This window comes from Stutzerimonas stutzeri KOS6, from assembly GCF_000307775.2.
GTDB classification, from domain to species: Bacteria; Pseudomonadota; Gammaproteobacteria; order Pseudomonadales; family Pseudomonadaceae; genus Stutzerimonas; species Stutzerimonas stutzeri_B.
Genome location: NZ_KK020675.1, coordinates 405,786 through 425,573, shown reverse-complemented (window position 1 = coordinate 425,573; position 19,788 = coordinate 405,786). Strand labels below are relative to the sequence as shown.

Genomic DNA, 19,788 nt, shown 5'->3' with positions numbered 1-19,788 from the left:
AGCGGGTCTGGCAGGTGGGTTGTGCATGCTGATGGCCGGCAGTGCTCTGGCGTTCAGTCTCGATGATGTGGCCAAGCGGGCGCAGAAGCTGGCTGCCAGCGGGTACGAGGAGCCGGTCAGCAACCTGCCCGCCGAATTCCGCAAGATGGCTTTTGCCCACTATCAACGGGTGCGCTTCAATCCCGAACAGGCCTACTGGAAGGATGCCGAGACGCCGTTCCAACTGCATTTCTACCACCAGGGCATGCATTTCGACACGCCGGTGCGTATCAACGAAATCACCGCCACCGACGTGCGCGAGATCCGCTACGACCCGTCCATGTTCGAATTCGGCGGCGTCGACATCGACCCGGCGGCGCTGGAGGGACTGGGTTTCGCGGGCTTCAAGGTGCTCTACCCGCTGAACAAGGCGGACAAGCAGGACGAAGTGATGACCCTGCTCGGTGCCAGCTACTTCCGCATCGTCGGCAAGGGCCAGTGGTACGGGCTTTCCGCGCGCGGGCTGGCGATCGACACGGCGCTGCCGGTGGGCGAGGAATTCCCGCGTTTCCGCGAATTCTGGGTCGAGCGGCCGCAGGCTGATCGGCGCAACCTGGTGATCTACGCGCTGCTCGATTCACCGCGCGCCACCGGTGCCTATCGCATGGTGCTGACGCCGGGCAAGGACAGCACGCTGGATGTGCAGGCCAGGGTGTTTCTCCGCGAGCAGGTCGGCAAGCTCGGGATTGCCCCGCTGACCAGCATGTTCCTGTTCGGCGCCAACCAGCCGAGCAATGTCACCAACTTCCGTCCGCAGCTGCATGACTCCGAGGGTCTGGCGATCCATGCCGGTAACGGCGAATGGATCTGGCGCCCGCTGAACAATCCGAAGCGGCTGGCTGTCAGCGCGTTCAGCGTGGAGAACCCGCGCGGTTTCGGACTAATGCAGCGTACCCGCGATTTCGGCCGTTACGAAGACCTGGACGACCGCTACGAGCTGCGCCCTAGCGGCTGGGTGGAAACCCGCGGCGACTGGGGCAAGGGCCACGTCGAGCTGGTGGAGATCCCGACGCCTGATGAGACCAACGACAACATCGTCGCCTTCTGGTCCCCGGAAAAGCAGCCTGCGCCCGGTGAGTCGCTGGATCTGGAGTATCGCCTGCATTTCTCCATGGACGAGCCGAGCCTGCACGATCCTGAGCTGGCCTGGGTGCAGCAGACCCGAGTTTCCACCGGCGATGTCAAACAGGCCAACCTGATTCGTCAGCCCGACGGCAGCATTGCGCTGGTCGTGGACTTCGTCGGGCCGGTCCTGGCGAAGCTCGCCGAGGATGCTCCGGTCAGCTCCCGCGTGAGTGTCGATGACAATGCCGAGCTGGTGGAGAACAACCTGCGCTATAACACGGTCAGCAAGGGCTGGCGCATGACGCTGCGGCTGAAGGTGCGCGACCCCGCACGGCCGGTCGAGATGCGCGCGGCACTGGTTGATGGTGAAAAGACCCTTTCCGAAACCTGGACCTACCAGATTCCGTCCCATGAATGAGCAGCACGCAGTGAAGGGCATGGCGCAAGCCTATTGCGATGGCCTGGCGTTGAACGACGCCGAGGAGCCGGCCAGTTGCCGGCGGACGGCGGAGCAGGGCGGCCTGCTCGCGCTGCACGACGAGCTGTCCGCCGCGGCGACGGCAGGGCGTGGTCCGTCACGTCGGCTGCTTGATTCGGTGGTAGCGCGGTTGCGACTCGGTTGGGGCGATCTGTTCGAGCGGGCCGGTGTCGTCGCCGAGGACCATCAGGGGCGTGCCTATGTGCAGTCGACTCCGCCGATCGTGCGCACGCGCATGGTGCCGGAGCCCTGGCATACCAATATCCTGCGCCGCGGCTGGCGTCGGATGCTGGGTCGTACGCCGCCACGGCGGCATTTCGAGCCCAGTCCGCAGCCGCTCGACGAGGCGCGCTGGCGCCGGGTCGCGGCGCTGCGCCGTGCGGCGCTGCTGTTGCTGATGCTCGGCCAGACCGCCTTCGCCACCTGGCAGATGAAGGCGGTGTTGCCATATCAGGGCTGGTTCCTGGTCGACATGCAGGAAGTGTTCGTCCAGCCGCTGTCCGAATCGGCCCGGCAGATTCTTCCCTATGTGGTGCAGACCAGCATCCTGCTGCTCTTCGCACTGCTGTTCTGCTGGGTTTCGGTGGGCTTCTGGACCGCCCTGATGGGCTTCTTCCAGCTGCTGCGCGGCAAGGACCGCTACAGCATCTCGGCCAGCAGCCCCGGTACCGAACCGATACCCGCCGAGGCGCGCACTGCGCTGGTGATGCCGATCGCCAACGAGGACGTGCCGCGGGTGTTCGCCGGCCTGCGCGCCACCTACGAATCGCTCAAGGCAACCGGTGAACTCGAGCATTTCGACATCTTCGTGCTCAGCGACAGCAATGACCCGGACACTTGCGTTGCCGAGCAGAAGGCCTGGGTCGAGCTGTGTCGTGCGGTGGATGGCTTCGGCCACATCTTCTATCGCCGGCGCCGGCGCCGGGTGAAGCGCAAGAGCGGCAATATCGACGATTTCTGCCGTCGCTGGGGCAGCAGCTACCGCTACATGGTGGTGCTGGACGCCGACAGCGTGATGAGCGGCGAGTGCCTCACCAGCCTGGTGCGGCTGATGGAAGCCAATCCCAACGCCGGCATCATCCAGACCGCGCCGAAAGCCTCGGGCATGGATACCCTTTATGCGCGGCTGCAGCAGTTCGCCACGCGTGTCTACGGCCCGCTGTTCACCGCCGGGCTGAATTTCTGGCAGCTGGGTGAATCGCACTACTGGGGCCACAACGCGATCATTCGCGTGAAGCCGTTCATCGAGCACTGCGCACTGGCCCCGTTGCCGGGCACCGGTTCGTTCGCCGGTGCGATCCTCTCCCATGACTTCGTCGAAGCCGCCCTGATGCGGCGTGCCGGTTGGGGCGTTTGGATCGCCTACGATTTGCCCGGCAGCTACGAGGAGTTGCCGCCGAACCTGCTCGACGAACTCAAGCGTGACCGACGCTGGTGCCATGGCAACCTGATGAACTTCCGCCTGTTCATGGTGCGGGGTGTGCACACGGTGCATCGTCTGGTGTTCCTCACCGGTGTGATGTCCTACCTGTCGGCGCCGCTGTGGTTCCTCTTCCTGCTGCTGTCCACCGGCCTGCTGGCAATCCATACGCTGATGGAGCCGGAATACTTCCTGCAGCCCAACCAGCTCTACCCGCTGTGGCCGCGCTGGCATCCGGAGGAGGCCATCGCGCTGTTCTCGGCGACCATGACCCTGCTGTTCCTGCCCAAGCTGCTCAGCGTTCTGCTGGTCTGCATCCAGGGTGCGCAGGCTTATGGCGGGCGGCTGCGGGTGGTGCTGTCGATGCTGATCGAGACACTCTTCTCGGTGCTGTTGGCGCCGGTGCGCATGCTCTTCCACAGCGTGTTCGTCACGGCCGCCTTTCTCGGCTGGTCGGTGCAGTGGAATTCGCCGCAGCGGGGCGATGACGCCACCCCCTGGGGCGAAGCGCTGCGCCGGCACGCTTCACAGATCGTCATCGGTGTGCTCTGGACCGCCCTCGTCGCCTGGCTGGATGCGGCATTCCTCTGGTGGCTGGCGCCGATCGTGATCTCTCTGATCCTGTCGGCCCCGGTGTCGGTAATCACCAGCCGTACCGGGCTTGGCCTGGCTGCCCGGCGGCGCAAGTTGTTCCTCATCCCCGAGGAATATGCGCCGCCTGCCGAGCTGGCCAATACCGACCTCTATCAGCAGCAGAACCAGAGCAGCGCCCTGCGTCATGGCTTTGTCGTCGCGGTGGTCGACCCGCTGTACAACGCACTGGCCTGCGCCATGGCGCGCGCACGGCATGCCAAGGTGGTGCCGGGGGCGGAACATCTGCGCGAGCACCGTATGGCGCAGGTGCTCTCCGCCGGGCCTGATGGCGCGGATGCCGAGGCGGCGCGCTGGCGCCTGCTGAACGACCCGGATGGCATGGCTTTGTTGCACCGGCACGCCTGGGAAGACCCGGCCGGCGCCGCCTGGCTGGCGCGCTACCGGGAACAGTATCCGCATGGCGTAAACCGCCCGGATCTGGCCGGCGAGGCCTGACATGCCTGCCTGGTGGCCCTGCACGGGCCACCAGGCAGGGCTGCATCAGTCGTCGCGCGTCAGCACTTCCAGCAGCTCGATTTCGAAGTGCAGGTCCGAATTGGGCGGTATATGCGCGCCGACCTGCCGCTCGCCGTATCCCAGGTGGGCCGGCACGAACAGCCTGCGCTTGCCGCCGACCTTCATGCCCATCAGGCCGATGTCCCAGCCCTTGATCACGCGACCTGTTCCAATCACGCACTGGAAGGGTCTGCCTCGCTCGTAGGAGCTGTCGAACAGCGTGCCGTCGCCCAGTGTGCCGCGGTACTGGGTGGTGATTAGCGCACCCTTGACCACTTCTTTGCCATCGCCGAGTCGAACCTCTTCGATCAGCAGTTCATCGTTCATTCATAGGCTTCCTGAAAAGTACTGGAGCGTCGCTTTTTGGCAGGTAAAAGCGCTGCGGGCAAGAGATTGCCCGTTACGTCAGATCAGCGAAAGCGTTTCGTCTGCATAAATATCGATCTGGTAGATATTTATTTGCTGAAAATTGCAGACATTCCGGATCTGATTGAATAGATCATTCGCTCATTGGCTGGGCCCGTCCTGGCGACCCGATTGCGGAGAGCGAGATGATCGAACTACGTCCCTATGCTCAGCTTGGTCATGCACAGCATGGCTGGCTGAACGCACGCCACCACTTTTCCTTCGCCGGTTATCACGACGTCGAACGCATGCGCTGGGGGCTTGGCGCCGGCCTGGGGCACTCGCCAGTTTCCCTCCGGCGAGCGCGCGGGTGTCTTCGTCACGCTCGCCAGTGGCCTGGCCGGCGATGACGATGCGTTGCCGATTCGTGCCGAAGCCAGAGTGGCGGCGGCTACGCTTGCAGCAGGGCAGAGCGCCGACTACGAGATTGCCGAGGGGCGTCGGCTATACCTGGTGCCGGCCAGCGGCCGTATCGAGATCAATGGGCTTGCAGTTGACGCTGGCGATGGCGTGGCCGTGCGCGACGAAACACGGCTGAGCATCCGCGCCGTGGAAAATAGCGAAGTCGTCCTGGTCGAGTCGCTCTGACGCGTGGCGTCGGAACGACGCCGCCGTGGCGTTATCACATCCAGAACCTTATTCAAACCCACCCACCGAAAGAGGAAACCAAGATGGCGAAGATTCTCGTGCTGTATCACTCCATGTACGGCCACATCGAAACCATGGCCAACGCCGTCGCCGAAGGCGTGCGCCGCGTACCGGGCGTCGAGGTGACGATCAAGCGGGTGCCGGAAACCATGCCCGAAGACGCGTTCCGCAATGCTGGCGGCAAGGTCGATCAGCCGGCCGATATCGCCGATCCCACCGAACTGGCCGATTACGACGGGATCATCTTCGGTACGCCGACCCGCTTCGGCAATATGTCCGGGCAGATGCGCAACTTCCTCGACCGTACCGGCGGCCTGTGGGCCAAGGGTGCACTGCATGGCAAGGTGGCCAGCGTGTTCACCTCCACCGGCACTGGCGGCGGCCAGGAAATGACCATCACCTCGACATGGACCACCCTGGCCCATCACGGGATGATCATCGTGCCGACCGGCTACGGCATCAGTGAGTTCTTCGACATTTCCGAAGTCAACGGCGGCACGCCTTATGGTGCCTCGACCATCGCCGGCGGCGACGGCTCGCGTCAGCCTTCTGAGAAGGAGCTGACCATTGCGCGCTTCCAGGGCGAGCACGTGGCGAAGATCACCAGCAAGCTCAAGGGCTGACGGTCAGGGCCACGCCGGGCGGCGCATGCCGTCCGGTGCGGGCTCAGGCGGACGCCGGGCCAGAGCCTGGCAGCAGGCCGAACATCAGTTCATCGACGAAATGCTCCTCGCCGGCGCGTTTGTAAGCCGCGCGCTGGGTGCCTTCGTATTCGAATCCGCAACGCTCGTAGAAGGCGATGGCCCTCGGGTTGTCTGCCTCGACGGTCAGTTCTATCCGGCGAATGCCGCTGGCGATGAGCTTGTCGATGGCTTCGCGCACCATCCGACGGGCCAGGCCGCTGCCCTTGACCTCGGGTGCCACCGCCAGCGTGCCCAGGTAGGCCACATGGGCAGCGCGGCCGAGATGTCGCTGGATCTTGTAGAAGCCCTGCACCACCCCCTCGTCTTCGTAGACATAGAAGCCGCCGCTTTCGAACAGCGGCACGAAGACCTTGGCAAAGGCTTCGCGGGGCATGGGGTCGAACCCGAGGTAGTGCACCACGTCAGGGTGCATGTAGATGTCGTACACCCGGTCCTGGTCGGCAGGGGTGGCGAGGCGGCGCATTCGGTTCTCCGGCGGTGATGGCAGCGTTGGTGCCTGGTATTCGGCATGAACAGGAGAACGCAGCGCGGCTGCCCTGCATCAGCCTTCGACCCGGCAATGCGGTGATAATACGCGGCGTTCTGTCTTCCCACCCAGCCAAGGACATCGCCCATGGTGCTATTCGAGATCACACCGCTCAGCCCCGAAACCTATCGCCGGCAGACTCGGCGCAGCACGCTGGTCGTGGTGGCCACCTTCGTGGTGTTGGCCATGGGCTTGTCGGCCCTGGCAGTGATGCTGCTCGGCGAGGCGGGCGGCGATAACCTGCGGTTGAACATCGCCGGTGTGGTGGCCGGCCTGGCGCTGACCATCGCCTTGGTCCGGCTGCTGTACTGGCAGCAGGCCTGGATGGCCTGTGCGGTGTACGGCTGGCAGCTCAAGCGCAGCCTGATGCGGGTGACCAACATGATGCATCAGGTCAAGGCCGGAGTAAGCGCCGGGGATCCTGCGGCAATGAAGCTGTTGCGCTTCTACCACCAGGGTTTGACGCAGATGCATCAGCTCGATGGCAACGCCAGCGGTCTCAGCGATTCGGTCGCGGAGATCAATCGTCACCAGGAGGCGATGGAAGCGCTGGGCATGGACGTCGACCAGCGTCGGCTCCAGTCCGAGTGGCTGGAGCGAGTCGGGCAGATCGAGGCGAAGCGCTGAGGCGAATTGCCTGAAGGGCGATTGCGCCGGCCATGGCGCAGCGCCTCAATGCACGTGGCGACTGCGGTCCGGGTGGTGATGTACGTCGGCTTCCGATGCTGTTTCCGATTGCGCTGGTGTCTGCTCGTCGTGTACGCCCTGATGATGGGCTTCGCCTGCCGGCTGCCGATCGACGGCAGGAGCCGGATGCTGGCCGCTGTGGTCGTGCATGTCCGTTTCATCGCCACCGTGCTGGTGGCCGTCACTGGAGTCCACCAGCGTCTGGTATTCCATCGGTGTGAGTGACGGCAGCTGTTCGACGAAGGCGACCAGCGACCAGATGTAGCGGTCCTCCATGAACCTGCCCCACGCCGGCATACCGGTGGACTTGAGCCCATGCTTGATGACCCAGAAGGTCGCGGCCGGGTCGTTGTCGCGAGAGCTTTCGGCAAGCGCCGGAGGGGCGGGATAGAGGCCCTGGCTCAGTTCGGTCGGCTCGACACCCGGCGCCAGGTGGCAACCGACGCACATGGCCGCGTAATTGCCCGCCCCGGAACGAATCTGCTCTGCAGACCCCAGCGTCGGTACTTCGATGTCATCGGCGCGTACGGCCACGGCGCGTTCGCGGGTGGTCTCCAGCACGGCGTGCAGCGGTGCACTGTGTGGCGCGTCCGCGCCGACATCGATGATGCCGGAATACACCACCACTGCGGCGCCGCCTGCGACCAGCAGGGTGCTCAGTGCCAGTGTCGCCAGGACAGTCTTCATAGGTCGGGCCTCAGAACCAGAAGCGAATACCGGCTACCAGCTTCGCCTCGCTGACGTCTTCGTCATCGGCATGCAGCAGATCAGCGGTATTGCCGTAGGCACGACCCCAGCTGACGCCGACATAAGGCGCGAACTGACGACTTATCTCGTAACGCAGGCGCAGACCGACACCGGCGTCGCTGAGACCGGAGCCGACGCCGCGCGCCTCGTCGTTGCGCCCGTGCAGGTTCAGCTCCGCGGTGGGCTGCAGTACCCAGCGCTGGGTCAGCAGGATGTCGTATTCGGCTTCCAGGCGCAGCGCAGTCTGGCCACTCTCGCCGAGAAACGCGGTGGCTTCGGTTTCCAGACCGAACAGCGGCATGCCCTGCACGCCAAAGGCGGCCCAGGTCTGTGGCGAGCCGGGCTTGAAGTCCTGACGCACACCGGCGACGGTTTCCCACCAGGGGCCGATGGCGTGGCTCCAGAGCAGCTGCAGCTCGGCCTCCTCGGTGTGGCCATTGGTGCGCTCACCCTCGGAGCGGAAGGCGAGGCGGTCGATATCGCCGCCATACCAGCCGGAAATGTCCCAGGCCAGCGTGCTGCCTTCATCGGCGTCCTGCCATTCCAGCTGATCGGCGAGGAACAGGAAGTTGCTGCCGCCTTGATGCATGGCGTGGGGCGGCAGGTCGGGGAATGCCGCGGCGCGATCCGCATCGCTGAGGGTCGGGATCGGCGAATGTTGCTGCCGTGCGGGCGGAACGCCGGTCGCCGGCGGGTGAGGCATGCCGTCGTGCTCCATATCGCCATGGTTCATGGGCTCATGGTTCATCTGGCTGTGATCCATCTGCCCATGATCCATCTGGCTGTGGTCCGCCGGCGCTGCGTGCCCGGCGTGTCCGGAATGGTCCATCGCCTGCTGCGCGTGGCTTGCCGTAGCAGCCAGGGCGAGAGCGATGGCGACGGGCAGTGTCTTAGTGATCATGCGGCTTGCCTTGCTCGGAGCTCTTTGGCATGTCTTTCTGCATCTTTCCGTTGCCCATGCTGCCATGGTCCATGTGGCCGGAACCCATGTGCTGGTCGTGCATGTCCTGCATCTTGTCGTGGTCCATGCCCTGCATCATGCCGCCCTGTTGTTGTCCGGGCTTGGGTTGACTGGCCTGCGGCGCGGCCTGTTCGGCTGGCGCGTTGGCGGGATGATGACCGTCGTGCTCGCTTTGCGCGTAGGCGGCGTTGAGGCTGAGAGCGGCGGTCAGGCCGATGGCGAGCAGGGCGTGCAATTTGATCGTGTTCATAGGCTTCTCCGTCATTCTTCTACGCGGACTTCGCGGAACATCCCGAGGTCCATGTGCATCAGCATGTGGCAGTGATAGGCCCAGCGACCGAGGGCGTCAGCGGTGACGCGATAGCTGCGTTTCGAACCCGGTGGCATGTCGATGGTGTGCTTGCGCACCTGGAAATTGCCGTGTTCGTCCTCCAGATCGCTCCACAGCCCGTGCAGGTGGATGGGGTGGTGCATCATGGTGTCGTTGACCAGGACGAAGCGCACCCGCTCGCCGTATCTGAGGCGGATCGGCTCGGCATCGGCGAAGGGAATGCCGTCGAATGACCAGGCGAAGCGCTCCATGTGGCCGGTCAGGTGCAGTTCGATGGTGCGCGTCGGCTCACGGCCGTCCGGGTCGGCGAAGGTGCTGCGCAGGTCGGCGTAGGTCAGCACGCGCCGGCCGTTGCCGCGCAGGCCGATGCCGGGATCATTTAGCTTGGGCACCGGCATCATGGTCTGCATGTCCACCAGCGGGTTGTCGGTTTCGCTTGCCGGATGGGCCTGCATGCCGCCGCCGGACGAGCCGTGGCCCATGGCGGCGTGGTCCATCTGGCCGTTCATCCCACTCTGAGCTAAAGGGTCGTGATTCATGTCGCCATGCCCGGCGTGGGGAGCGTCGCTCGGCGCAGGCGCAGCAGCCTGGCCATGGGCGGCATGATCGCCATGGCCCATGTCTTCCATGCTCAGTTCAGGGCGCGGATCGGGCTCGGGCACCGGCGCCTGCAGGCCATCGCGCACGGCCAGGGTGCCGCGGGCGTAGCCGCTGCGGTCCATGGACTGAGCGAACAGGGTATAGGCGTCCTGGCTGCCGTCCGGCTCGACGATCACGTCGAGCGTTTCAGCCACGGCCAGGCGCACTTCGTCCACCTGCACCGGCTCGACGTTCTGCCCGTCCGCGGCGACCACGGTGAGCTTGAGGCCGGGGATGCGGAAGTCGAAGTAGCTCATCGCCGAGCCGTTGATCAGCCGCAGGCGGATGCGCTCGCCTGGCTGGAACAGGCCGGTCCAGTTGCCGTCCGACGACTGGCCGTTGAGCAGGTAGGTGTAGGTGGCGCCGCTGATATCGGCCAGATCGGTCGGCGACATGTTCATCTTCGCCCAGGCCCAGCGTTCGCCGACGGTGTCGGTCCAGCCGTTGTCGGCGACATCGTCGATGAAATCGCCAAGCGTGCGTCGGCCCCGGTTGTAGTAGTCCGAGCGCTTCTTCAGCTTGGCCAGCACCCGTGCCGGGCTTTCGTCGGTCCAGTCGGAGAGGAACACCACGTAGTCGCGATCGTAGCTGAACGGCTCTGGCTCCTTGGGGTCGATGATCAGCGGGCCGTAGACGCCGAGCTGTTCCTGGAACGCGGAGTGGCTGTGGTACCAGTAGGTGCCGCTCTGTTTGACCTTGAAGCGATACTCGTACAGGCCGTCCGGGGCGATGCCGGCGAAGCTGAAGCCGGGGACGCCGTCCATGTTGGCCGGCAGCAGGATGCCGTGCCAGTGGATCGAGGTGTCCTGCGGCAGCCGGTTGCGCACGCGCAGAGTCACGGTGTCGCCCTCGCGCCAGCGCAACAAAGGGCCGGGGATGCTGCCGTTGATGGCCATGGCAGTGCGACGCTTGCCGGTGAAGTCCACGCTCATCGAGTCGATGGTGAGGTCGAACTCGGTGCCGCTGAGCACCGTCGGCTGACCTGGGCTGGTCAGCGCCCAGACGGGCTGTTGCCACAGCCCGAGGCCAGCGACGGCGCCGCCGGCAGCCAGGCTTTTGACGAAGGTGCGCCGAGAACTGGTCAATTGCATGCGGGTCCTGTTCGGTCGATCGAATTGTTGCTTTACCGCCGCGCAGGCACGACGTTGCAACGCTATGACGAGCACCATAGCGCGGTGCATCTGTCAGCGACCTGAAGCGAAAATTACGATTTTGTCAGCTTGCAGCCTGGGCCAGCCGCAACCGGGCTGGCCCTGCCGCAGATGCCGAACGGCATCACGTTTCCTGAAGGCAGCGCGACTTAGCGCACCGGCTGCGCGCCGAGGTAGTCGCCGAGCACCAGATCGCGGCCCTTGGTGGTCAGGCCGATCACCTGGTACTGCTGGTGCGGCTGGCCATAATCCATACCCGGCGAACCTGCTGGCATGCCTGGTACGGCAACACCCGCGAGATCGTCGCGTTTCTGCAGTTCATGAATCGCCGCAACCGGCACGTGGCCTTCGACGAACTTGCCGTCGATCACACCGGTGTGGCACGAGCCCAGGCGTGGCGCGACCCCCAGCTTCTGCTTGACCGCCGACATGTTGCTCTCGACGTGATCGCGTACCTCGAAACCGTTGGCCTCCAGGTACTTGATCCAGTCCTTGCAGCAGCCGCAGTTGGCATCGCGGTGCACGTCGATGACATCCGCGGCGTGGGCCATGCCTGACATCAGCAGGGCGGCGAGTGCGGTGAGGTAGAGTTTCATGGGCTTCTCCAGAGCGATGTTCAGTTGCAGCCGCAACCGCACCCGGTCTTGCGGGGCGTCGGGGCGGGCGAGTCGGTGGTGACCTCGGCAGGGTAACCGGCTTCATCGAGTGCAGCGATCAGCGCTGCACTATCGGCCGTGCCGTCTATCCGGGCGAGCCCGGCGGCCAGGTCGACCTCGACGCGCTCGACGCCCGCCAAGGGCTGCAGTGCCGCGGTTACATGGCGGACGCACGCGCCACAGGTCATGCCGGATACCTTCAGTTGAATGCTGGTCATGGGAGGGTCCTCGGTTAGCCAGAGTGGTAGCACTGGCTCGATGCTCAACCTTGACGCGATGGCAAGGTCAAGCCTCATTTTCGGAGTGCCACGCTAACTCCGGCGGCCTGACGAGAGGCTGATCGGAAGATTACTTTTTTGTCAGCTTCGTGGCGTCCCGACTATGGGCGCTGCCACACTTGCGGCGTCGCCACCGAAGGAACTTGCGCCATGAAATTGCTGGTCGCCGAAGACGAACCGAAAACCGGCATCTACCTGCAGCAGGGGCTGAGCGAGGCCGGCTTCACCGTCGACCGCGTCACCAGCGGCACCGACGCGCTGCAGCATGCGCTGAGTACGCCCTATGACCTGCTGATTCTCGACGTGATGATGCCGGGCCTGGATGGCTGGGAAGTGTTGCGTCTGGTGCGGGCGTCCGGCAACGAGGTGCCGGTGTTGTTTCTCACCGCGCGCGACCGCGTCGAGGACCGAGTGAAGGGGCTGGAGCTGGGCGCCGACGACTATCTGGTCAAGCCGTTCGCCTTTTCCGAGCTGCTGGCGCGCGTGCGCACCCTGCTGCGACGTGGCAACGCGGCGGCCTTGCAGACCCAGTTGAAGATCGCCGATCTGGAGGTCGATCTGCTCAAGCGCCGCGCCACGCGGGCTGGCCGGCGCATCGACCTGACCGCCAAGGAATTCGCCCTGCTGGAACTGCTCCTGCGCCGGCGCGGCGAGGTGCTGCCCAAGTCGCTGATCGCTTCCCAGGTGTGGGACATGAATTTCGACAGCGACACCAACGTCATCGAGGTGGCGATCCGTCGCTTGCGGGTGAAGATCGACGATGGCTTCGAGCCCAAGCTGATCCACACCGCACGAGGCATGGGTTACATGCTCGACGAGCCGGACGCGCCATGAAGCGGCTGTCGCTGACCGCGCGGCTGAGCCTGATGTTCATGCTCGCGGTGACCGGCGTGCTGGCAGCCGCCGGTTATTTCTTCAGCCAGCTCAGCGAGCATCACTTCGACGAACTGGACCGCCACACGCTGCAGGAAAAGCTCGAGGCAAGCCGACGCCTGCTGGGGGAACTGGACGACCTGCAGAACTTCGAGCGTGTTCGCCCACAGCTGCAGGCGCTGCTCGGCGGGCACAGCGAGATGCGCGGTTTCATTTTCGATGAACGCGGTGCACAGCTGTTTCCTCAGCCGGGCGTTGATGCAGCGGAGCCGCCGCTACTCGAGCTGATCGGCCGGGAGGCGGGGGAGCTGACGCTGGATGGGCGCGTCTGGCGTGGCGAGGCCGGGCATGTCGCGATCGGTGCGCAGCGGCTGACCTTGCTGATCCTGCTCGATGTCACCGCGCACAAGGCCTTCTTTCATACGTTCAGCGGCTGGCTATGGTCGGCGCTGGTGCTCTGCGCCTTGCTCAGCGGGCTGCTCGGCTGGCTGCTGGTGCGTAGCGGACTGCGACCGTTGCGCGAGGTGACCCTGGTGGCCGCCTCCGTCTCGGCCAAGTCGCTGCGCGAGCGCATCCCCGACGAGTCGACACCGGCCGAGCTGCAGCAGCTGGTGCAGGCCTTCAACGCCATGCTGGCGCGGCTGGAAGACGCCTTCTTGCGGTTGTCGAACTTCTCCGCCGACATCGCCCACGAGTTGCGTACGCCGCTGAGCAACCTGATGACCCACACCGAGGTGGCGCTGACCCGTGCGCGCACGCTGGATCAGTATCAGGACAACCTGCATTCGAATCTGGAGGAGCTGCAGCGCATGTCGCGGATGATCGACGACATGCTGTTCCTCGCCAAGGCGGATAACGGGCTGATCGTGCCGGACGCCAAGCCTGTTGCGCTGGAGGCGTTGTGCGCGCAGCTGCTGGACTATTACCAGCTCTCGGCCGACGAGCGCGGGGTGCGCTTCGAGCTGTCGGGTGCCAGTACGATTCAGGGCGACCTGTTGATGCTGCGCCGGGCGCTGTCGAACCTGCTGTCCAATGCGCTGCGCTACACCCCCGACGGCGAGCGCATTCGCGTGGCCATCGAGCGCGGCGCTGATCAGGTGACGCTTGAGGTGAGCAATCCCGGCGCGACCATCGCGCCCGAGCATCTGGAGCGACTGTTCGACCGCTTCTACCGGGTCGACCCGGCGCGCCGCGAAGGGAGCCCGAGCAATGCCGGCCTGGGGCTGGCGATTACCCGATCGATCATTCAGGCCCATCAGGGCCGCATTCACTGCAGTTCAGCGCTGGGCTGGACTACCTTCCGGCTGGAGTTTCCCTGCAGTCCCTAGCTCAGCGCTGTAGCGGCACCGTCAGCGCTACGCGCAGGCCATCGGCCTGGCTGTCGAAGACGAGGCTGCAGTCGCAGCGCTGGGCGATGGCCTGGACGATGGCCAGGCCCAGGCCGCTGCCACTGCTGGCGGCGTGTCGCCAGAAGCGCCGGGTCAGGTGCTCGAGATGCTCGGCGGCGATGCCCGGGCCCTGATCGCGTACTTCGAAGCGCACGCGCTCGGCTTCAGGCAGCAGGGTCAGCGTGACGGCGCTGCCCGGCGCGGTGTGGCGCTGGGCATTCTCCAGCAGGTTGCGCAGCGCGGCGATGGCCAGCACCGGCGGCATGGCCAGCGGCGTGTCGGGCAACTGCGCCGGGACCTGCAACAGGATGGGCGCGCCGTCGCCGCCACTGGCGTCCTGAATCGCCAGCCGCGCGACCTCGGCGGCGGTGCACTGCAGGCCATCGTCGAAATCCAGACTGCCTTCCACCCGGGCCAGCAAGAGCAGCTGTTCGAGCGTGCGCTGCAGGCGATCGGCGCCGGCCTCGGCATTGGCCAGCGCCTGCTCGGCAGCGGCGCCTTCGGTCATGCGTGCCACCTGCAGGTGGGTCTTGATCGCCGTCAGCGGGCTGCGCAGCTCGTGGGCGGCGTCGCCGGTCAGCCGGCGTTCGCGTTCGATGGCCTGGGCGATGCGCTGGAACAGCTGGTTCTGCGTCTGCACCAGCGGCAGCAGTTCCGGCGGCAGGTCATCTATCGGCAGCGGTTCGAGGGAATCGGCGCTGCGTCGGGTCAGCGCTTCGCGAATTCTACTCAGCGGTGCCAGTCCTCGGCCCAGACCGAGCCAGAGCAGACCCAGGCTGCCGAGCAGGGCGACCGCCACCGGCAGCGCCGCCGCCAGCAACACCGAGCGTTTCAGCGCGGCACGCTCATCCAGGCGGTCGGCCGTGGTGATGCGCAGCTCGCCTTGCACCAGGGTGAAGCTGCGCCAGGGCACGTCGTCGATCAACTGGTCGCGAAAGCCGTTCTGCTCGGCGTCCAACTGCTGGTCGGGCACACTGTGGCTGCGCGCCAGCACTTCGCCACGCAGCGAGCTGACCTGGCAGGTCAGGCCGTTGGGGATGCCCAGTTGCTCGGCGCTGAGACGCTGCGGCGGGCCGTCGCCGGGCACCGGCTGCGGCAACTGCACCAGCAGACCGGCGACCATGCGCGCCGAGGCGGCCAGGCGCTGGTCGAGCGAGAGCATCATCTGGCTGCGCAGATCGACCAGCATCCAGGTCGCGGCCAGCACCCAGAGCAGAACGAAGGCCGAGCCGAGCATCAGGGTCAGGCGCAGACGCAGGCTCATGGCGCGTCCTCGTCGCCTGCGAGGCCGAGGCGGTAGCCGAGGCCGCGCACGGTTTCGACGATGCCGCTGCCGAGCTTGCGGCGCAGATGGTGGATATGCACGTTGAGGGCATTGCTCTCGACGTCGTCGGCAAACCCGTAGACCGCGTCCTTGAGCTGCTCGCTGCTGAGCACACGGCCCTGGTTGTTGAGCAGCGCCTGCAGCAGTGCCTGCTCGCGGCGCGACAGGTCGACCAGGCGGCCGTCCAGGCGTGCTTCGCAGCGGCTCGGGTCGTAGCTCAACCGGCCATGTTCGATGAGGTTGACGCTGCGCCCGGACATGCGCCGCATCAGCGTGTGCAGACGCGCGGCCAGCTCGCGCAGGTCGAAGGGCTTGAGCAGGTAATCGTCGGCACCCGCCTGCAGGCCGGTGACCCGGTCGCTGACGGCATCGCGCGCGGTAAGCACCAGCACCGGCAACTCCAGCCCCTGTTGGCGCAGGCGTCGCAACAGGGCGAGGCCGTCCTCGTCGGGCAGGCCGAGGTCGAGGATCAGCACATCGAAGTGCGCCGCGCGCAGCAGGGCTTCGGCAGTCGCCGCGGTCGCGGCGTGGTCGACGATCAGGCCCTGGGCATTGAGCCCGGCGACGATACCGCTGGCGATCAGCGCGTCGTCTTCGGCAAGCAGCACGTGCATGAGGAGGGTCCGCAGAAAAAGCTCAAGGGTGGACCTTAGCGATTAAGGCAGCGTTATGCAGCCGTGCGCTGGCGTTAGCAGGCCGTTGAAAAACTACCTGCGTTGCCATCGCAGCGTTAAAAACAGGCTCAAAATGCTCATTTACCGTTCGTAAACTGCGCTTTTTTCGCCTGTTTTTTGCCGGGGGCGCCCAGCCTCGCGCTGGCGGCCTCGCCTACGTTTTTCAACGGCCTGTTAATGGCGCGTTAATCCCGCCCCGGCATGCTGCGCGGCAGTCATTTCTCGGGTCAGGACTCGCATGCGTACGTTGGTTCTTCTGTTGTTTCTGCTGACGCCCGGCTTGGCGCTGCCGGCCGGCGGGCTGTTTGACGGCGGCTCGCAGGGTGATTTTCTGCCGGTGGACAAGGCATTCGCGCTGACGGTCAGCCCGCAGGAGAACGGTGCGACGCTGCTGCACTGGCGGATCGCACCGGGCTATTACCTCTATCAGCAGCGCCTGCAGTTCGACGGCCTGCCGCCGGAGCGCCAGCCGCCGCTGCCCCAGGGCGAGCCCTACAGCGACGAGTTCTTCGGCGATTCGCAGATCTACCGCGACAGTCTCGAACTGCTGATCCCTCCGGGCGTGGAGAACGACGTGCGCCTCGGTTGGCAGGGCTGCGCCGATGCCGGGCTCTGCTATCCGCCGCAGACCCGCGAGGTATCGCTGAACAGTGACGGCATCGCCTCGGCAACCTCCGAGCAGGCCGAAGATCAGGCATTGGTCAGCGGCCTCGAGAATCAGGCACTGGCGTGGAGCCTGCTGGTGTTCTTTGGTCTCGGCTTGCTGCTGGCCTTCACTCCCTGTTCGCTGCCGATGCTGCCGATTCTGGCGGGCATCGTGGTCGGCAGCGGCGCCACGTCGCGCCGTGGTTTTGCCCTGGCGGCGACCTACGTGGTCAGCATGGCGCTGGTCTACGCCGGGCTCGGTGTGCTGGCGGCGCTGCTCGGGGCCAATCTGCAGGCGGCGCTGCAGCAGCCCTGGCTGCTCACCAGTTTCGCCGTGCTGTTCGTGCTGCTGGCGCTGCCGATGTTCGGTTTGTTCGAGTTGCAATTGCCGGTGGCGCTGCGTGATCGCCTGCAGCGTGTCGGTGATCGCCAGTGCGGGGGCAGCCTCGCCGGGGCTGGCGCACTCGGTGTGCTCTCCGGCCTGCTGGTCGGCCCCTGCATGACCGCACCGCTGGCCGCCGCGCTGCTGTTCATCGCACAGAGCGGCAGTGCGCTGCAGGGTGGCCTGGTGCTGTTCGCTCTGGGCCTGGGCATCGGCACGCCGCTGCTGTTGCTGTTGACGGTCGGCCAGTGCTTTCTGCCCAAGCCGGGCGCCTGGATGGATCGCGTTAAAGTGGTGTTCGGCTTTCTCTTCCTCACGGCAGCGCTGTTCGTCGCGCGTCCGTTGCTGGCCGACTGGCTGTGGCTGGGCCTGTGGGGCGCGCTGCTGGTGGTGCTCGCCACCGCCTTGCTGCATGTGGCGCAGGCAGTGCAACGTCAGCGCGTGCTCTTTCAGGCCAGCGGCATTCTGCTGGGCCTGTGGGGCGCAGCGATGCTGCTCGGTGCCGCCGGCGGCGCGGATGATCCACGTCGGCCGCTGGCGATCTATGCCGGTGGCATGGCGACGGCCGCGGCGGTCGAATCCCACGCGCTCGGTTTCAGCGATCCGGCGGTGCTCGATCGCGAGTTGGCGGCAGCCAAGGCGCAGGGCCAGTGGGTACTGATCGATTACTACGCCGACTGGTGCGTCTCCTGTAAGGTCATGGAGAAGGAGGTTTTCGGCAATGCCGAGGTGCAGGCGAGCCTGGCCGGTGTGCGCGTGCTGCGCCCCGACGTGACCCGCAGCGGTGCCGCCAGCCGCGAGTTGCTGGAGCGCTACCAGGTGCTCGGCCCGCCGACGCTGCTGTGGATCGGCCCGGATGGCGTCGAGCGTCGCGATCGCCGCATCACCGGCGAGGTCGGTGCCGGGGACTTTCTGCAGAACTGGAACCAGACCCGGGAGCGAGGTTGATGCTGACTGTGAATATCGGGCCGCTGGCCCTGGCGGTGCCCCATGTATTGCTGCTGGGCAGCCTGCTGCTGGCGACCCTGACCGGCTGGTGGGTCGGCCGTCGCAGCGAGCGCAACCCCGAACGCCAGCTGTTTCGCCTGCTGCTGGTGGCGTTGTTCGTGGCTCGCCTGGCCTTTGTCGCGATGTACTGGGCGTACTATCAGGATGACTGGCTGAGCGTCATCGATATCCGCGACGGAGGCTTTATCGCCTGGCCCGGTCTGGTCGCTGCGTTGGCGTTGGGCATCTGGTGGGGCTGGCGCGACCGCGAACTGCGCAAGCCGCTGGGTATCGCGTTGACGGTGGGCATCCTCAGCTGGGGCTTCAGTAACCTGGCCTGGCATTCCTTCGAGCAAGGCACGCGGTTGCCGGAAATGGCTCTGCGCGACAACCAGGGCCGTCCGGTGGCGCTGGAGGATTATTCCGGCCAGCCATTGGTGATCAATCTCTGGGCGACCTGGTGCCCGCCGTGCCGGCGCGAGATGCCGGTACTCGCCGACGCCCAGGCACGGGAAAGCGACACCCTGTTTCTGTTCGTCAATCAGGGCGAGGGGGAGGGGGAGATCAACCGCTTCCTGGAAACCGCGGGGCTGAGTCTCGATAACGTCCTGCTCGACAGTGGCGGGCGCCTCGGTCAGCACGTGGGCTCCACGGCGCTGCCGACGACGCTGTTCTACAACGCCGATGGCCGCCAGGTCAGCAGCCATCTCGGTGAACTTTCGCACGCCAGCCTGGCGCGCGCGCTGGAAAAACTGAACGAGGAAGCTGCGCAGTGATTCGATTCAAGCCGTTACCCTACCTGCTGGCTGGCGTCAGCCTGCTGGCCCTGCCCATGGCGCAGGCCGAGCAATTGCCGGAGGCGATCAAGGCCGTCGAGGCGCGTGGCGCCGAAGTGGTTGGCCGCTTCGACGCGCCCGGTGGCCTGCAGGGCTACGCCGCGCGCTACAACGGGCAGGGCATGGCCCTCTATCTTTCCCCGGATGGCGAGCACGTGCTGATCGGTACTCTGCTCGATGCCAAGGGCGAGGACCTGACCCGCGCGCAGCTGGAAAAGCTGGTCTACGAACCGCTGGGCAAGGAAATGTGGGCGCGCATGGAAGGCAGCGGCTGGATCGCAGACGGCAAGGCCGACGCGCCGCGCATCGTCTACATGTTCAGCGATCCGAACTGCCCCTACTGCAACATGTTCTGGAACCAGGCGCGGCCCTGGGTCGAGTCGGGCAAGGTCCAGCTGCGGCACATCATGGTGGGCATGCTGAGGGCCGACAGCGCCGGAAAGTCCGCCGCGCTGCTCAGCGCCAGGGATCCGCAGGCAGCGCTCAACGAGCACGAGGCGGCCGGCAAGGCGAGCAAGCTGAAGCCGTTGCAGAAGATCCCGGCAGAGCTGGAGAAACAGCTCACCGACAACCTGATGCTGATGAGTGAACTGGGTGCCCAGGCGACCCCGGCGATTTTCTACCTCGACGACAACGGGCGCCTGCAGCAACAGCAGGGCGCACCGCGGCCCGATGCCCTCGAAGCCATCATGGGACCGCGCTGAGGTGTGGGCTTGCTGCGGAATTGGTGGGCTGAAGCCCACCCTACGTCACAGCGATGCTCGGTAAGCCGGTAGGGTGGGCCTCAGCCCACCG

19 protein-coding genes and 1 pseudogene are annotated in these 19,788 nt (G+C 65.7%); 10 read left to right on the top strand and 10 right to left on the bottom strand.

All coding sequences use genetic code 11. The annotated features are described in order from the left end of the window. Positions 1–25 precede the first annotated feature (25 nt). The gene (locus B597_RS25955; protein WP_003292900.1) at positions 26–1,522 is read left to right on the top strand and encodes a glucan biosynthesis protein G; all 1,497 of its coding nucleotides are present in this window, start codon (positions 26–28) and stop codon (positions 1,520–1,522) included. Further along, the gene (mdoH, locus tag B597_RS25950; RefSeq protein WP_024161626.1) at positions 1,515–4,091 is read left to right on the top strand and encodes a glucans biosynthesis glucosyltransferase MdoH; all 2,577 of its coding nucleotides are present in this window, start codon (positions 1,515–1,517) and stop codon (positions 4,089–4,091) included. Before B597_RS25955 ends, mdoH begins: the two co-directional genes overlap by 8 nt. Before the next feature lie 45 nt (positions 4,092–4,136). Here mdoH and B597_RS25945 read toward each other — a convergent pair whose 3' ends face one another. Then, the gene (locus tag B597_RS25945) at positions 4,137–4,478 is read right to left on the bottom strand and encodes an FKBP-type peptidyl-prolyl cis-trans isomerase (RefSeq protein WP_003293392.1); all 342 of its coding nucleotides are present in this window, start codon (positions 4,476–4,478) and stop codon (positions 4,137–4,139) included. A gap of 224 nt (positions 4,479–4,702) precedes the next feature. On the opposite strand from B597_RS25945, the pseudogene B597_RS25940 reads away from it, so the two are divergent. Both B597_RS25940 and wrbA read left to right on the top strand, forming a co-directional pair. Continuing rightward, positions 4,703–5,144 (top strand): annotated as a pseudogene (locus B597_RS25940) (pirin-related protein). 83 nt (positions 5,145–5,227) lie between these two features. After that, the gene (gene wrbA / locus B597_RS25935) at positions 5,228–5,827 is read left to right on the top strand and encodes an NAD(P)H:quinone oxidoreductase (protein WP_003293395.1); all 600 of its coding nucleotides are present in this window, start codon (positions 5,228–5,230) and stop codon (positions 5,825–5,827) included. A 43-nt stretch (positions 5,828–5,870) separates the two neighbouring features. Here wrbA and B597_RS25930 read toward each other — a convergent pair whose 3' ends face one another. Next, positions 5,871–6,371, bottom strand: coding sequence for a GNAT family N-acetyltransferase (locus B597_RS25930; RefSeq protein WP_003293396.1), 501 nt, complete (start codon positions 6,369–6,371; stop codon positions 5,871–5,873). 150 nt (positions 6,372–6,521) lie between these two features. On the opposite strand from B597_RS25930, the gene B597_RS25925 reads away from it, so the two are divergent. After that, positions 6,522–7,061, top strand: coding sequence for a DUF3087 domain-containing protein (locus B597_RS25925; protein WP_003293398.1), 540 nt, complete (start codon positions 6,522–6,524; stop codon positions 7,059–7,061). A 45-nt stretch (positions 7,062–7,106) separates the two neighbouring features. Here the strand turns inward: B597_RS25925 and B597_RS25920 are convergent, their stop codons facing one another. The 6 genes from B597_RS25920 to B597_RS25895 all read right to left on the bottom strand — a co-directional run bounded on the left by B597_RS25920 (position 7,107) and on the right by B597_RS25895 (position 11,824). Then, positions 7,107–7,808, bottom strand: coding sequence for a c-type cytochrome (locus tag B597_RS25920; protein WP_003293399.1), 702 nt, complete (start codon positions 7,806–7,808; stop codon positions 7,107–7,109). 10 nt (positions 7,809–7,818) lie between these two features. Next, on the bottom strand, positions 7,819–8,769 hold the full coding sequence (locus tag B597_RS25915) for a copper resistance protein B (protein WP_003293400.1): 951 nt from the start codon (positions 8,767–8,769) through the stop codon (positions 7,819–7,821). Then, positions 8,759–9,079, bottom strand: a complete 321-nt coding sequence (locus B597_RS25910) for a hypothetical protein (protein ID WP_003293401.1) — start codon at positions 9,077–9,079, stop codon at positions 8,759–8,761. Before B597_RS25910 ends, B597_RS25915 begins: the two co-directional genes overlap by 11 nt. Positions 9,080–9,090: 11 nt before the next feature. After that, positions 9,091–10,890, bottom strand: a complete 1,800-nt coding sequence (locus tag B597_RS25905; protein WP_003293402.1) for a copper resistance system multicopper oxidase — start codon at positions 10,888–10,890, stop codon at positions 9,091–9,093. 209 nt (positions 10,891–11,099) lie between these two features. Continuing rightward, entirely contained in the window at positions 11,100–11,546 is a 447-nt protein-coding gene (locus B597_RS25900; RefSeq protein ID WP_003293403.1) for a DUF411 domain-containing protein, read from the bottom strand. Positions 11,547–11,566: 20 nt separating this feature from the next. Further along, a complete protein-coding gene (locus B597_RS25895; protein WP_003293405.1) occupies positions 11,567–11,824 on the bottom strand; it encodes a heavy-metal-associated domain-containing protein in 258 nt (85 codons plus the stop codon). Between the two features lie 210 nt (positions 11,825–12,034). Here B597_RS25895 and B597_RS25890 point away from each other — a divergent pair, with 210 nt between their 5' ends. Continuing rightward, on the top strand, positions 12,035–12,718 hold the full coding sequence (locus B597_RS25890) for a heavy metal response regulator transcription factor (RefSeq protein ID WP_003293406.1): 684 nt from the start codon (positions 12,035–12,037) through the stop codon (positions 12,716–12,718). After that, positions 12,715–14,085, top strand: a complete 1,371-nt coding sequence (locus B597_RS25885; protein ID WP_024161625.1) for a heavy metal sensor histidine kinase — start codon at positions 12,715–12,717, stop codon at positions 14,083–14,085. The genes B597_RS25890 and B597_RS25885 overlap by 4 nt, the downstream gene beginning before the upstream one ends. Position 14,086: 1 nt before the next feature. Here the strand turns inward: B597_RS25885 and B597_RS25880 are convergent, their stop codons facing one another. Together B597_RS25880 and B597_RS25875 are read right to left on the bottom strand one after the other, a co-directional pair. Further along, on the bottom strand, positions 14,087–15,409 hold the full coding sequence (locus tag B597_RS25880; RefSeq protein WP_003293407.1) for an ATP-binding protein: 1,323 nt from the start codon (positions 15,407–15,409) through the stop codon (positions 14,087–14,089). Beyond that, positions 15,406–16,083, bottom strand: coding sequence for a response regulator (locus tag B597_RS25875; protein WP_003293409.1), 678 nt, complete (start codon positions 16,081–16,083; stop codon positions 15,406–15,408). The genes B597_RS25880 and B597_RS25875 overlap by 4 nt, the downstream gene beginning before the upstream one ends. Positions 16,084–16,381: 298 nt before the next feature. Here B597_RS25875 and dsbD point away from each other — a divergent pair, with 298 nt between their 5' ends. The 3 genes from dsbD to dsbG are packed head-to-tail and all read left to right on the top strand — an operon-like array spanning position 16,382 to position 19,697. After that, a complete protein-coding gene (gene dsbD, locus B597_RS25870) occupies positions 16,382–18,118 on the top strand; it encodes a protein-disulfide reductase DsbD (protein WP_003293410.1) in 1,737 nt (578 codons plus the stop codon). Next, positions 18,118–18,933 carry a TlpA disulfide reductase family protein gene (locus B597_RS25865; protein WP_003293411.1) on the top strand — a complete coding sequence of 272 codons (816 nt, stop codon included), beginning with the start codon at positions 18,118–18,120 and terminating at the stop codon, positions 18,931–18,933. The genes dsbD and B597_RS25865 overlap by 1 nt, the downstream gene beginning before the upstream one ends. Next, complete coding sequence (gene dsbG / locus B597_RS25860; RefSeq protein ID WP_003293413.1) at positions 18,930–19,697, top strand: thiol:disulfide interchange protein DsbG; 768 nt, start codon at positions 18,930–18,932, stop codon at positions 19,695–19,697. The genes B597_RS25865 and dsbG overlap by 4 nt, the downstream gene beginning before the upstream one ends. Positions 19,698–19,788: the final 91 nt, after the last annotated feature.

Excerpts from the sequence above, each read along its gene's own strand:
- B597_RS25955 (WP_003292900.1), top strand. The coding sequence starts at position 26 with ATGCTGATGGCCGGCAGTGCTCTGGCGTTCAGTCTCGATGATGTGGCC.
- mdoH (WP_024161626.1), top strand. The coding sequence starts at position 1,515 with ATGAATGAGCAGCACGCAGTGAAGGGCATGGCGCAAGCCTATTGCGAT.
- B597_RS25945 (WP_003293392.1), bottom strand. The coding sequence starts at position 4,478 with ATGAACGATGAACTGCTGATCGAAGAGGTTCGACTCGGCGATGGCAAA.
- wrbA (WP_003293395.1), top strand. The coding sequence starts at position 5,228 with ATGGCGAAGATTCTCGTGCTGTATCACTCCATGTACGGCCACATCGAA.
- B597_RS25930 (WP_003293396.1), bottom strand. The coding sequence starts at position 6,371 with ATGCGCCGCCTCGCCACCCCTGCCGACCAGGACCGGGTGTACGACATC.
- B597_RS25925 (WP_003293398.1), top strand. The coding sequence starts at position 6,522 with ATGGTGCTATTCGAGATCACACCGCTCAGCCCCGAAACCTATCGCCGG.
- B597_RS25920 (WP_003293399.1), bottom strand. The coding sequence starts at position 7,808 with ATGAAGACTGTCCTGGCGACACTGGCACTGAGCACCCTGCTGGTCGCA.
- B597_RS25915 (WP_003293400.1), bottom strand. The coding sequence starts at position 8,769 with ATGATCACTAAGACACTGCCCGTCGCCATCGCTCTCGCCCTGGCTGCT.
- B597_RS25910 (WP_003293401.1), bottom strand. The coding sequence starts at position 9,079 with ATGAACACGATCAAATTGCACGCCCTGCTCGCCATCGGCCTGACCGCC.
- B597_RS25905 (WP_003293402.1), bottom strand. The coding sequence starts at position 10,890 with ATGCAATTGACCAGTTCTCGGCGCACCTTCGTCAAAAGCCTGGCTGCC.
- B597_RS25900 (WP_003293403.1), bottom strand. The coding sequence starts at position 11,546 with ATGAAACTCTACCTCACCGCACTCGCCGCCCTGCTGATGTCAGGCATG.
- B597_RS25895 (WP_003293405.1), bottom strand. The coding sequence starts at position 11,824 with ATGACCAGCATTCAACTGAAGGTATCCGGCATGACCTGTGGCGCGTGC.
- B597_RS25890 (WP_003293406.1), top strand. The coding sequence starts at position 12,035 with ATGAAATTGCTGGTCGCCGAAGACGAACCGAAAACCGGCATCTACCTG.
- B597_RS25885 (WP_024161625.1), top strand. The coding sequence starts at position 12,715 with ATGAAGCGGCTGTCGCTGACCGCGCGGCTGAGCCTGATGTTCATGCTC.
- B597_RS25880 (WP_003293407.1), bottom strand. The coding sequence starts at position 15,409 with ATGAGCCTGCGTCTGCGCCTGACCCTGATGCTCGGCTCGGCCTTCGTT.
- B597_RS25875 (WP_003293409.1), bottom strand. The coding sequence starts at position 16,083 with ATGCACGTGCTGCTTGCCGAAGACGACGCGCTGATCGCCAGCGGTATC.
- dsbD (WP_003293410.1), top strand. The coding sequence starts at position 16,382 with ATGCGTACGTTGGTTCTTCTGTTGTTTCTGCTGACGCCCGGCTTGGCG.
- B597_RS25865 (WP_003293411.1), top strand. The coding sequence starts at position 18,118 with ATGCTGACTGTGAATATCGGGCCGCTGGCCCTGGCGGTGCCCCATGTA.